The organism is Deefgea salmonis (genome assembly GCF_020531905.1).
Taxonomy (GTDB): domain Bacteria; phylum Pseudomonadota; class Gammaproteobacteria; order Burkholderiales; family Chitinibacteraceae; genus Deefgea; species Deefgea salmonis.
Map to the genome: position 1 here is coordinate 172,246 of NZ_JAJAWG010000004.1, position 13,354 is coordinate 185,599.

Annotated in this window: 7 protein-coding genes; all 7 read right to left on the reverse strand. The window is 43.4% G+C overall.

The window, feature by feature from the left end; translation table 11 throughout:
• Nucleotides 1–4: 4 nt before the first annotated feature.
• The 7 genes from LG219_RS08845 to LG219_RS08875 all read right to left on the reverse strand — a co-directional run bounded on the left by LG219_RS08845 (nucleotide 5) and on the right by LG219_RS08875 (nucleotide 13,301).
• Nucleotides 5–1,201, reverse strand: coding sequence for a phosphorylase family protein (locus tag LG219_RS08845; protein WP_226764139.1), 1,197 nt, complete (start codon nucleotides 1,199–1,201; stop codon nucleotides 5–7).
• Nucleotides 1,198–1,650, reverse strand: coding sequence for a response regulator (locus LG219_RS08850; protein WP_226764140.1), 453 nt, complete (start codon nucleotides 1,648–1,650; stop codon nucleotides 1,198–1,200). Before LG219_RS08850 ends, LG219_RS08845 begins: the two co-directional genes overlap by 4 nt.
• Nucleotides 1,631–5,104, reverse strand: coding sequence for a tetratricopeptide repeat protein (locus LG219_RS08855; protein WP_226764141.1), 3,474 nt, complete (start codon nucleotides 5,102–5,104; stop codon nucleotides 1,631–1,633). The genes LG219_RS08850 and LG219_RS08855 overlap by 20 nt, the downstream gene beginning before the upstream one ends.
• A 58-nt stretch (nucleotides 5,105–5,162) precedes the next feature.
• Complete coding sequence (locus LG219_RS08860) at nucleotides 5,163–8,435, reverse strand: type I restriction endonuclease subunit R (protein ID WP_226764142.1); 3,273 nt, start codon at nucleotides 8,433–8,435, stop codon at nucleotides 5,163–5,165.
• A 149-nt stretch (nucleotides 8,436–8,584) separates the two neighbouring features.
• A complete protein-coding gene (locus LG219_RS08865) occupies nucleotides 8,585–9,922 on the reverse strand; it encodes a restriction endonuclease subunit S (RefSeq protein WP_226764143.1) in 1,338 nt (445 codons plus the stop codon).
• Entirely contained in the window at nucleotides 9,919–10,926 is a 1,008-nt protein-coding gene (locus LG219_RS08870) for a PDDEXK nuclease domain-containing protein (RefSeq protein ID WP_226764144.1), read from the reverse strand. Before LG219_RS08870 ends, LG219_RS08865 begins: the two co-directional genes overlap by 4 nt.
• Nucleotides 10,923–13,301, reverse strand: coding sequence for a type I restriction-modification system subunit M (locus LG219_RS08875; protein ID WP_226764145.1), 2,379 nt, complete (start codon nucleotides 13,299–13,301; stop codon nucleotides 10,923–10,925). The genes LG219_RS08870 and LG219_RS08875 overlap by 4 nt, the downstream gene beginning before the upstream one ends.
• Nucleotides 13,302–13,354 lie beyond the last annotated feature (53 nt).

A 13,354-nucleotide genomic window follows, 5' to 3' on the forward strand; every position in this document is an offset into this window, starting at 1 on the left:
TAATTTAGTATGTATATTCATGCTCTAAAAATTTCAACGCCATTGATGCGCTAGTATATGCAGCATATTTTTGCCAATCGTCATTTTTGTGTGGATCAGCAAAATCACATACTGATTTTATTATTATTGCTTTGGTGCCAATGATTGAATATTGATGTACTGCCGACATTACACCATAGGCCTCCATTTCAATTCCGATTGTATTCTTGTTATGCTCTTGAATCAGTGCCGTAGTGTTGGGATCTTCTAAGACCACAGCTCCGGTAGCAATAGGTCCAACATGCATACTTAAGCTATGAGGTGGACGTTTCCCGCCTTTCCAGTTAGAGTAAATTTCATCTAAATATTTTCGACTAACGGCTAAGGTTTTAAATTTAGAGTATATAGCAGCATCAAGTGGTAATTGATGCGGGGCAGATAAGAAGATTACTTTATTATCTCTAATTGTTAGTTTTCCACTTCCCCAATCCCAAGTAGATTCAGCAACTAATATATCTCCCAATTCCACCTTTCCTTTAATGCCTGCAGCAATTCCTGTCATTATGACTAATTTAGGAGTGAACTTTTCACAGATTGTTGCAGTTAATGCGGCAGCAGAGCTCATTCCCATCCGTGGCAAACTGACTGCGAGTATTTTTTTTATTTTACCATCTGTTGTTGTTATCTCTCCTGAGTAAAAATTACTCGGGTTGTCTCTTAGTGAAAAATTATCCCATTTTAGATCGAATTTTAATAACTCTTCTAATTCTGTATGCTCTAGTGCAGTTATAAAAACGACATCAAAGTGTGCATGCTTGTCATACAAGTAATTGAACTTATTGTGGATTATTTGAGAAACAGAATGTGTGTCATTGTTGGCATTAATTAACACCCAGCCACGGCTTCTGAAGAAATCAACATTTTCCTCATATGAATCATTGTGGGAGGTCACTGCAACAATGTTTCTTGGCCTTAATACGTTGGCACGTATACAAATTGAATTTATTAATTCAACTCCCCCGTTTGTATTTATATCGCCGCCAAGAATATCTGGTATTTGAAGATCCAGAACAAGTAAATCAAATTGATTTTTTTCCATTGCTCGAAGAGCTGCATTAGAGTTCTGAACAACCATAGGCTCTGATACTCCAAGTTTGATCAAGGTAGAGCTAATTAGTTTTGTTGTATCATTGTACTGATCATCCACAATAAGTACTTTCATTTCTCATCCATTATTAAATAACTCAAAATTTCAGCTTTCCAGTCTTCTGTTGCAGAATTGTAATAAATGCAACCTTTGAAAAAGGAGTATTCTTTCGAAAAGCCTAAAATCAACTCATCCAAACTTACTGCTCCATTCTCAAATGATTTGTACTGTGTAACTACTACAACAGGAGTATTAATTCTTCGTAATTTCATTTGAGCCATTATTTCATACCCAGCAAAACTCTCTGGTTCTCCACCCAAAGGATCAGCCGCACTAATATCAAAACTAGGCATACTCATATCTAAGAGTAGAAGGTCAATTTCTTTCTCCTCAATAACGGCGCGAAGCCCGGAGCGCAAGGACTCTTTTGAGATAATTGCGGCTTCATTGTTTGTTACAAAGTTTATATGATTAATGATCCGCTCGCGCTTATCATAATCATCTTCAACTAGAAGTATCTTCATAAAAAATCACCTTCTTCAACTCAGTCATTGGCACGCTTATTTGCACACGGAATGTTTGATTGTTAGCATAACCAAACTCGATTGAGTGCATCAAGTCCATATCTTTGTATAAACTTTTCCAAACTTTGAAAAAACCAGACTGTCCTTCACCTTGAGCAGCCTTAATAGCATAATCTGCTTTGCCATATTGTTCACGGTATATGTCTAATCCAGCATTTGCTAAAATAATATCACCAACAAATTTACAATCGTTCTCGATAGTAACAATAAAGTTATCATTATCTAATTTTACTGATGTATTAATCTCCAAATTTTCTTTGTTTATGCCAGATTTACTTACACAATTTTCAAAAATAACGTATAGAAAATCTACAAAGTAACTAAGAAATACACCCTGAAATTGAAGATGGCAACTGATATCAATTTTGACGTTTGCAGATGTTGATAAACGTGCAATTTCAATAGGAATATCAAAATCAAAAGATTTTAGAGTAACCCCATGAGAACGTGTAAACCAACTTGCTATGGTTTCTACTGTGGCACTCAATGATGTTCTAGCACGACTAATTGCATCGTTAAACTCAGAGATTGCAGTGTCTTTGGCAGCTACTTGTAAAATGTCAGTATGGAATTTATCAATAAGCAAACAAATAGAGTCTCGAAATTCATCAGCAAGCCGCTCCCTTATTACTTTAAGGCTATTTTCTGTTCTTGACCATAGCCACTGAGTTGCAACTTTTGCAAATTCTGTATATTCACGTCCCTTTCCTATCGATAACTGTATTGAATATGTTTCAAGTGATGTTACAGAAAAATTAAACATCGCTTTATCGTTAATGGTTATTTGTGATAGACCAGATATTTCTTGGTCAATTGTATGGATTTGAAACCACTTATCATTAACCTCATCAATCATTTGATTAATTTTTAGTGCAAAATCAGAGCAGAGCTTTTCAATAGCAATAACATCGGGACCAGATAAAGATTCAAAATGTGTGGACCAGTACGATTGTTTTCTTGAATTTGACAAGGATGAACTTTTTGGGATGGTAAGATTGTTGTCTGAAAAGCATTTTCTTATTGCATTTGGGAAATGTCCATGACGAATACGTGTGCTTAAATAGCCATTTAAGCCTTTGTCCCCAAAAGTAAACTCATCTCGAATTCGTTTTATAAGTTTCAGGAAGACCCCATTCTTTTCATTGAGAATTAAATCTTGTATATGTAAAAGGTGCATGTTGTTTACAATGTCTTTATTGCCTGAGAATTTTCTGTACATATTGTCAAGAGTTAATTCGTCTTGAGCCAATGAATAGTCATTTTCTCTTAGTTCAGAAAATCGATTGTACATAGTTTTAATGTCGCTAACAGAGCTAGAAAACATGAAGCTTGTATCAGCATAAATTCGACTACTTTCAATTTGCTTGGCTGCATCACGTAATACCAACTTCCGTGTTCTTTCTTTAACCTCATAGCTAAGATCTTCAATAGAATCTCCTTGTTCAATTAAATATTGACAAATTGAAACTCGGTAGCGCTCAATTTCACTTGCGCTAGAAAATTCTAAGTAGTTTTTCATTGCACTAGGTGTACACACATAGCGTAAAAAATAATGTGTATTACTGTCCTTTGATGTTGTCAAATCAAGTGGCAATTTTGCATTGTTATTATTTAGGTAAATTTCAAAGCTATAGCTCAGAGCTGGATCAAATTCATCACTTACAAATCGTGAGTGAATAGAAAATAAAAATGGAAGTGTTGCCGATTTAGATATGTTGATTAGATCTTGACATTCAAAGCATATTGCGCGGCTGTCAAATATTGAAATTAAATTTTCATTTTTAATTATTGTATTGACGAATACTTCTGCCGCCTTTTCATATTCGTGCATTGCTAGGTATACATCGGCTAAGTTGCGAGCCGCACTTTGTGCAATAAGAACGTCGTTGTCGTTAATTAGTTCGCTGAACAAATTAACAGCTGAGCTATAGTCGTGTCTTTCGAAGGATTGAATGGCAATGAATTTTTTCATTCGGCCAGGGGCCACATCGCTCAATTGTTTGAATGCGCTTTCAATCTTGTCATAATTTCGTGATATTTCAAATAATCTATATACTAGCGAAGATTCATTCGAAATTTTTAGCTTTTCAATATACTCACTTTCTAATGTCTCATGTATCGCAAAGGCTTTACCTGGCGAATTTACAGATGAAAGTGCTGCTCGTAGTTGATCAAGTTTTTTACTTCGTATCCCGTTGATTAGCTTTGCTTCACAGCATAGAAAAAGTTGTAGTTCTCTAAACCAAGGCAACATGCCAAATGAAAAAGTTTGTGCCTCAAGCCATATAACGGACTTATCAAAATTTTCATTTTTAACTAACAATGACACCATTGAAGAAAATATCTTGCCTTGGTAGTCACAGTAAGGAGCGATTGAATTTCTAGTTGAGCATTTTGCGGATAATTCGAATAGTGTGAAATTATATTTATTACTTTCCTCATCTTTGATTGAGTTTATAGCACCTGAATAATCACCACTTGTGTAGTAGTCTAAAATATCAAACTTAGATTTTTCAAACTCCCAGTTGGTTTTTATTCCATAAATGTTAGCTAGTCCGTTAATATGAGCTGAGTTGAATTTATGGCATAGATGTTTGACGACCTTTTGTGCTTCACTTTTCTCAACATCAGTCATGTCGGATATGAATGAGTGTAAAGTAAAATCTAGTAAGCATTTAAATATGTCAATAATTGATGTGTTTTTTTCAAATCCAAAAATTGATGCGAAATCAAGATCGTAATTGAATGTGTTTTTTATAAATTTATATGTTGCAAAGTGTAAAATATCTCCAGTAAAGCTTCGGCGGACACTCTGCTCGAAAAACTTTGCTTCTGGTGAGAGCATATCGGAGTCACTGTAACGCTCAGATAGTTTCAATACAACTGATTTAAAGAAATTTATTTGATGATCATCTTTTATATATTTACTGACTAGGTCTTGGTGTTCATCCACCCTGCCAGAAAATGCTAATAGTGATGCTCGGAGACTAATTGACCAAGTTGAAATTCCACACATAACATCGATTTCATCAAGAATAAGCAATGCACTATTTGTTTCTTGTTCAAGAATCAGTATCTCAAGTTTGGCTTCAGCATTAATAAAGTATGCTATCTCTTTTGAATGGACATCTACTAGACCTAGGCACCAAGCTATATTTTTTTCTAGATCATTATTCAGTGTTGGAGTTAATGACTCATAAAACCGGTGTTTGCTGTCTAGTGATAGTGTTATTGCCGGTTTAAAGTGATGATGCATTTTCAAAATTGCTGGACCCTTCCTAATTGCCGAAGTGCTTGATTTTGCGAAAAATGCATTTAGAACTTTTTTTCTTTCGTTTGATGATGCAAGAATTCTAGTTAATTCGCTTGGACTTTTTTTGTTTCTCTTCTTCATTTTTTAAAACCTAAATATATGGCTAATTTCGGCGAAAAATAATAAATATTTTTTACAATTAATTTGTATAACATTTACTTCCCATCGCCAATAAATCAAACACCACCCGTGCAAACCCAGCCGCTTTCTTCGGGTCAGATAGCAATTGCATCATCTGGTTTTGATGTGCTGCGCTGCTGTCCATGATGGCGTTGTCGATGGCTTTTGAGAAATCGCCTAGCATCGCTTGCTCGGCGGAGTTGTTGGCGATTTGCTTCATCACGATGTCGTTCTCGCCGACTTTGTCGCGGATGGTGTAGGCGTAATTGACCATATCCCCATCCGTGAGTTGGTCGGTGATAAACAGCTCATTGAGTCGGCTGATAATCTGCGAGAGGAGTTCTTCTTTTTTGTCTTTCGGTTTCGCGGTTCCCAAGCCATCAACATTTTCTAGCTGGTATTCGCCTTGGGCTTCTTGCAGCACTAAGTCTTGCTGGCGGATTTTGGCTACGCGGTAGTGGCTGAGGATGACGTTGTCGAGGTCGATTTCGTCTTCGTCGAGAATGGTTTCGCGCAGCATTGGGCGTAGGTTGCGTGCGAATAGGCTGAGCTTTTCGAGTTCTGGATTGTCGTAATCAACGATCTGCGACATAAACTCGTAAAAGCGTACAAACGTGCCCAAATCCTTTTTAAAGATTTCCAGCGCGTCTTTTTCTTTTTGGCAGTCTTTCAGGCTGTTTTCCGTATTGGCGATCATCACTGCATCGTTATATTTTTTGGCGCGCTCGAACATATCCTTGGCTTGCTTAAACGCCTCAACCGCCGATTTATAGCGCTGTTGCCAGCGTTGTACCGCAGGCTTGCAAATATTCGAGATCGCCGCGTTGCTTTTATTTTTTACATAAAACGCAGTGCAAAATTGCTCGACTTCCTGCCAGTTAAAAATCCCACCCGCACGCAATTTCTCAAACAGCTCAAAAATCAAATTCGGGTCAGATACATCGGCCAGCTCTGCCGTTTGGTAGTAGGGCTGGAATGCATCGAGGATGTCTTCTGGTTCATTAAAGAAATCCAGCACAAACGTACCCGTTGCCGCTTTGGTCGGGTAAGTGCGGTTCAGGCGCGACAGCGTTTGCACGCATTCGACACCGGCTAGCTTTTTATCGACATACATCGCGCACAGCTTGGGCTGATCAAATCCCGTTTGGAATTTGTTCGCCACGATCATGACTTGGTAATCATCCGAATCAAAAGCTTTGCGCAGATCGCGCTTCTTTAGATTCTGGTTCATATTGGTTTCGTTAAATTTCTCGCCCAGCAGCGCAGCGCTGTTCGGGTCTTTGTCGGTAAATTCAACTTCACCAGAGAACGCCACCATCGCGTGGATTTTTTGATAGCCTTTGTCTTTGATGTATTTATCAAAGCCCAGCTTGTAGCGCACTGCCTCTTTGCGCGAGCTGGTAACGACCATCGCTTTGGCTTGCCCACCCAATAGCCCAATCACGTTGTTTTTGAAATGCTCAACAATCACCATCACTTTTTGCGCGATATTGTGATCGTGCAGGCGCACCCATTGATTGAGTTTTACCTTGGCTTTTTTGCTTTCGACTTCGACATCATCTGTCGCTGCATTCTGGATTTTTAGTGCGAGGTTGTAGGCGACTTTGTAATTGGTGTAGTTCTTCAGTACATCCAGAATAAAGCCTTCCTCAATCGCTTGGCGCATGCTGTACACGTGATACGCCGCTGGTTTATTGGTGCTTGACGCCACTTCATCAGGGCGCGGCAGGCGGCCAAATAGCTCTAGCGTTTTCGGTTTTGGCGTCGCGGTAAAGGCGAGGTAGCTCAGGTTTTTGGATGCGCGGCGCGAGGCGACGGTTGCGGCGATAATGTCGTCGGTACTGAGTTCTTCAACGTCTTCAGAGGCGTCTTTCATTAGCACTTCTTTGAGCTGCCGTGCCGTCGAGCCGGTTTGTGATGAATGCGCTTCGTCGGCAATGATGGCGTAGCAACGCTCTTTTAGGCTGACGCTATTCTCAATCGCTTTGAGCACGAATGGGAAAGTCTGAATCGTAACGATAATAATCGGCTGCGCGCTCTCTAAAGCTTTGGCGAGCTTTTCTGATTTTGAGCCATCGCCTTCCTGATTATTAATCCGCCCAACCACGCCATCGGTGTGCTCGAATTGATGGATCGTATCTTGCAGCTGCGCATCGAGCACATTGCGATCCGTTACCACAATCACCGAATCAAACTGCTTTTTACCTAGCTCGTTGTAAAGGCTAGACAGCTGATGCGCCACCCATGCTATCGAGTTCGACTTGCCCGAGCCAGCGCTATGCTGGATCAGGTATTTTTGCCCTGGGCCTTCCGTGCGTGCCGCTTGAATCAGTTTATTCACCACATCCCACTGATGGTAACGCGGGAAAATCATCGATTCTTTTTTGTACTTGCGGCCTTCAAAATCTTCTTTTTCTTCAATCTGCAAATGCACATAGCGCGCCAAGATGTTCAGCAGATTATCGGGCAGCAGCACTTCATTCCACAGGTAATCCGTCGCGTAGCGGTTCACATCTTTGGGTACATCATTGCCAGCGCCACCATCGGCAGTGCCTTTGTTAAACGGCAAGAAGTAGGTGTCTTCCCCCGCCAAATGCGTCGCCATATACACCTCGTATTGGCTCACGGCGAAATGCACAATCGCGCCGCGCTTAAAGCTCAGCAGCGGTTCGGGCTTTTTGGCAATCGGGTCAACGGGCAGGCGTGTTGTTTTGTATTGCTTGATCGCGTTGTGCACCGCTTGCTTAAATTCGGATTTCAATTCCAGCGTCGCCACGGGCAGGCCATTCACAAATAGCACCAAATCAATCCGCCACGCTTTGGCTTTTGCGCCCGTTTCCGCCAAATGCGCCGCCGTGGCGTAGGGGCTGTAAACCAGCTCAGGCACAACGCGCAGGCGGTTCTGTTTATAACGCGCCAAAGTATCGGGGTTTAAGTCATGCTCGGGTTTGAATTGGCACAGGCTAAAGCGCGCATTACGATCTTTAATCTCATGCCGCAACACGCCCAGCGTGCCATAGGTACGCGATACGCCGCTGGTGGCGTTTGGGTCGGCCTTTTGCAATTGCTTGGCGACCAATTCTAAAAATTGCTGATCAGTGTCTTTTGGGTGATTACCGCAAAACTTCTGCCATTCGGCATCCTGCGTCTCGCGCACAAAGCCCAACAAATCCTCGGGGTAGAGCGCCAATTCGCGATTGTACTGATCGGCTTGGCCCAGCTGCCAACCATGCGCAATCAGTTGGTCGATAATGTCGTTTTGAAAGGCGAGTTCTGCAGCGAGATCGGTCATGGTGTTGGTCTGTGCTTAAGTTTAAAACGCCCCGCGACATGTGGGGTGACTTGAGGGGTGACTTGGGGGGTAAACCAAGTCACTCACGTTTTTTTGTTGATGTATTTCATTGTGGCCATTGATTGATAATAGCTACAAGGCAATACCCATTAATGCTTTGCTTGCCAGTCGCGCACGTCGATCTTGCCGGTGACGGCGGCGGAGATTAGAGCTGTACGGCGTTCTTGCATTTTTTCAATTGCTTGTCTTGCTGCACTTTCTATTTGGTCAAATTTTTCGATTGACAACTTAACTCGGTTAACAATAATTTTGCGTTCTTCTATTGGAGGTATACAAACGATCAATTTTGATATTTGATCGAAATTCAAACCTTCTCGATTTCCGCCTGTTTGGCATGAGTCAATTTGAGACTGCACTAAGTCGGCTTTAATTACATAAGAGAAAAACTCATTAAATTCATCTGAAAATCGTAAAATGCAAACATGTTGATTTACATTGGCTTCGGTAAAATTAGCAGGAACAAGACAGGATCGACCAATTGACCCTCCCGTAATATTCAAAAGAACATCGCCAGATTTAACATGCGTTCCATACATCTCTTCATGAATTTCATTACTCACATAAACGCATTCTGAGTGTTCAATTCTTAGTCCGTCGTCATAAATATTCTGACTTCTTAAAAATAAAATACCGTCATCTTGATATATTTCGCTACCACCCTTTGGTGTTTTTCCACTGCCTATTTTATTAGCGTGGAAGCCTATTCGGCTAACAACCCAATGCTCTGGCACTTCGCCTAGCCATGCCACTCCCGAATCTTTGAGTGGGGCGTTGGGGTTGAGGCCTTTGGTGACGGCGTGGCTGATGACGGCTTGACGTTTTTCTTTGAGCAGCGCAATCAGGCCTTGCTGCTTTTCAATCAACAAATCAATCTTCGCCGTCTCGTGGTCGAGGAATTCAACGATATTTTCTAACTCTGCATTCGTTGTGCAGCCAATTTTAATGCCGCCAACTGTGTCAGTGTTTAGATTAAGCTGCGTTCCAAACTTGCCAAGGCCTTTATAGGCTTGCTCGCCAGCGAAGACATAAAACAAAAATTTATTAGGAATTTTAAGCTCAGGAAAATAGACAAAGCCGTCATGAATACAGGCTTTAATACCTGTGATACAAGGCTTTCCTACGGTTCCTGCAATACTTAGAAAAAGCGATTCGGGTTCAAGCTTTACACTTAACGAGCTACCTAAATCAGACAATCGCTGTGGCGCTTCAGTTAAATAAACATTCGAGGCGGTGACGTCAGCAATTCTTGTCCATGCGTATTCACCATCATCGTCAAAATATTTCGCATCATCAATTGGGCGTGGTGACGCACCGCGTTTAATTGGACTTAAATGCTTTATTTGAATGACGTCCCAATGAGCAGGCACTTTGCCTAACCATTCTTCTCCAGAATCTTTATATTCCGCATACGCCTGATACCGACTCATTCTGCGTCTCCTTCGGCCATATTCAGCAGGTAAAATTCGTGCAGTTTAGCTTGCAGCAGTTTTTTATCCGGCAATTGCGTTTGGTATTGCGCGATCAGGGTCGGTGACAGCGAGCGGCTGAGGGCGTATTCGACCACTTCGTCGTCTTTGCTGGCGCAGAGTAATACGCCGATGCTGGGGTTTTCGTGCGGCTTTTTGTGGTCGCGGTCGAGCGCTTCGAGGTAGAAATTGAGCTGACCCAAGTCGCCGGGCTGAAAGCGGTTCACTTTCAATTCAATCGCAACCAAGGCGTTCAGCCCACGATGGAAAAACAGCAGGTCGAGGGAGAAATCTTGTTTGCCGACTTGCAGCGGATATTCGCTACCAATAAAGCAAAAATCACGCCCCAGCTCTAGCAGGAAAGTTTTCAGTTTTTCCAGCAATCCTTGCTGTAAATCGGCTTCGCTATGCGCTTGCGGCAGGCCGAGGAATTCAACCACATAGCTGTCTTTAAATATATTCAGGGCTTCGGGATGAGCTTGTGTCACCAGCGGAGAGGCTTTTACCGGATTGAGTACAACGCGCTCAAACAGCGCGGTATTAAATTGGCGCTCTAATTCGCGCTTGCTCCATTTTTCCTGAATCGCCATTTTCAGGTAAAACTCGCGCTCTTCTGGTCGTTTGCTCTGGCTCAGAATGATGAGGTTATGCGTCCACGGCAATTGTGTCACCAGTGGTGACACAATTGCTTCTTGGTGATAAGTCTCATAAAACTGACGCATCCGAAACAGATTGCGTTGGGTAAAACCTTTCAAGCTCGGCTGTGTCACAGCCAAGTGTTGTGCCAGCTGCTTAATCACCCCTTCGCCCCATTCGGCGGCGGCAATCTTGTTGCTCAGATAAGCGCCAACTTGCCAGTACAGCTCAATCAGGCTGGTATTGACGGCTTGATAGGCGCGCTGACGTGCGGCATCGATCAGCTGGGTAATTTCGGCAAAATCGTTGGCGGGGATCAGCTCGCTCATGAATGCACCTCTTGCAGCAAGGCCATGATTTCAGCGCTGATGGCGTCCAGATCGGCGTCGATATCGATCAAATCGCGTGGCGGCTGGTATTGGTAGAAGTGGCGATTGAAGGGGATTTCATAGCCCACAATGCCAATCTCGCCATCTTTGGCGTCGGTCTTGCTGGCGTCGATCCATGCATCGGCTACGTGCGGCTGCACTTCTTTAATAAAGTACGCCTCGTTGATGTCGTTGACGCTGCGCGTTGGATCCAGCGCGACATTTTCGTTGTCGCGCAGATCACCATCGGGCACGTATTCGATGACTTCATTACCCACGGTAAATAGGCCGTACAGTGGCTTTGCTGTGCCTTTGTGAACTTTTTTGATGACTTTGGCAGCGGCTGGGTTTTTCCAGCAGACTGCATCGGTGAGTTGTTTTTTCTCTTTGGTGTCGAGCGATAGTTTGGCTGTTTTCAACGCCGCTTTGAGGGCATCGTCATAGCCATTGAAGTCGTCGCATTGCGCCTCGCCGATGATGGCTTGCAAGTGTTTAGCTTTGAGCAGCAAGTCGCGCTGGTTGAGCCAAGTTTGCGGTGCTAGCAGGTCTTTGATGTGTTTTTCTTTCAGGTCGGCAAAATGGCTTTTTAGATAAGCACGAATTTCAGTTTCAACCGCAGCGAGTTGACCGTAGCTGGTTTGGTCGGATGAATCCGACCCTACATTGATCTTCGCTGTAGCGTCGAATTCATTCGACCAACGCTGACCATATTCGGCGTAAACCCATTTCATTGCGGCATTGAGCGCGCCTGATTCATAGCGCAGTGCTGCAATATGGTCGTCACTGAATTGGTAAGACAGGCGCAGCGGGCGCTCAATGGTAATGCGGCGGTAGCCAAATTCGTGGCTGGCAAAGATCTTGGCGGCGAAGGTTTTGGCGACTTCAGCTTTGGGGTTGGCAGATTGACGACCACGATTGCTTTTCTGCTCAGTAGGTTTATCGAGTTCACGCGCATCGACAACGGCAAAGTCACCAAAGCAGCGGGTAATTTCGCGGATGTCGTCTTCACCCATTTCATTGCGTTTGCTGCCCAAGGATTTGCGCATCTTGCCGCAGAGATTCACGCCATTAATAAGCTGAACTTTGCCTTTACGCTCAGTCGATTTTTTGTTCGAGAGCACCCAGATATACGTTGAAATGCCAGTGTTGTAGAACATATCGGTGGGCAGCGCGACGATGGCCTCCAGCAAATCGGCTTCTAAGATATAGCGGCGAATTTCAGATTCGCCCGAGCCAGCGCCACCCGTGAACAGCGGCGAGCCATTTAGAATAATACCGATCCGCGCACCGCCTTCAGCGCCATCGCGCAATTTGCTAATCAGGTGCAACAAAAACAGCAGCGAGCCATCGGATACGCGCGGCAGGCCAGCGCCAAAGCGGCCATCAAAACCTTTGAGTGTGTGCTCGTCTTTGATGTCGCCTTCGATCTTTTTCCAATCCACGCCAAACGGCGGATTAGACAACATATAGTCGAATTTATTGGCGTAAAGATGGTCGTTCGATAGCGTATTGCCGAGCTTGATATTGCTGACATTCTGGCCTTTGATCAGCATGTCGGCTTTACAAATCGCGTAGCTTTCGGGGTTCAGCTCTTGGCCAAAGGCGCTCATTACCGCTTGCGGATTGTGCTCGTGCACGTATTCCATCCCCGCCGAGAGGAAACCACCGGTACCTGCTGTTGGGTCGTAAATAGTGCGGATGATGCCTTCTTTGGTCAGCGCATCGTCGTCTTCCATAAACACCAGCGACGTTGTGAGGCGAACGATGTCACGCGGGGTAAAGTGTTCACCCGCCGTTTCATTTGAGCTTTCTGCAAATTTGCGGATTAACTCTTCAAACACCAAACCCATTTCATAATTAGAAACCGCCGTAGGGCTCAGATCGGTGGTGCGAACTTTTTGAATGATTTTGTACAGCAGATTGGCGTCGTTCAGCAGCGCGATAAATTCGCTGAATTTGAAGTGATCAAAAATCTCGCGCGCGTCACGGCTGAAAGATTGAATGTATTTTTCAAGATTGGCCTTGATGCCCGCTTCACCGAGCGTGCTCAAATCCATTTTGGACGTATTGTAGAACGACAAACCGTTTGAGTTTTTCGCCGTGACCGTGGCGCGCAGCAATAGTTTTTCTTGGCCTTCTTCGGGCAAATTCATCAGCTCAACAATTTCAACTTGCTTGAGCACGGCTTCTTTAGTCTCTGCCAGTACACATTCCAAGCGGCGCAAAAGCGTAAACGGCAAGATGATGCGGCCATACTGGCTCTGCTTAAAATCCCCCCGCAATAGGTCGGCTAGTGACCAAATATACGCCGCGAGATTGTTGGTGGCTTGTGACATAGCTTTCGACCTGATTCAGAATACTCGATCAGCGGTATTGTATCGGGTTTCGG

Bases quoted from the DNA above. Each gene is read 5' to 3' on its own strand.
- LG219_RS08845 (WP_226764139.1), bottom strand. From the start codon at position 1,201: ATGAAAGTACTTATTGTGGATGATCAGTACAATGATACAACAAAACTA.
- LG219_RS08850 (WP_226764140.1), bottom strand. From the start codon at position 1,650: ATGAAGATACTTCTAGTTGAAGATGATTATGATAAGCGCGAGCGGATC.
- LG219_RS08855 (WP_226764141.1), bottom strand. From the start codon at position 5,104: ATGAAGAAGAGAAACAAAAAAAGTCCAAGCGAATTAACTAGAATTCTT.
- LG219_RS08860 (WP_226764142.1), bottom strand. From the start codon at position 8,435: ATGACCGATCTCGCTGCAGAACTCGCCTTTCAAAACGACATTATCGAC.
- LG219_RS08865 (WP_226764143.1), bottom strand. From the start codon at position 9,922: ATGAGTCGGTATCAGGCGTATGCGGAATATAAAGATTCTGGAGAAGAA.
- LG219_RS08870 (WP_226764144.1), bottom strand. From the start codon at position 10,926: ATGAGCGAGCTGATCCCCGCCAACGATTTTGCCGAAATTACCCAGCTG.
- LG219_RS08875 (WP_226764145.1), bottom strand. From the start codon at position 13,301: ATGTCACAAGCCACCAACAATCTCGCGGCGTATATTTGGTCACTAGCC.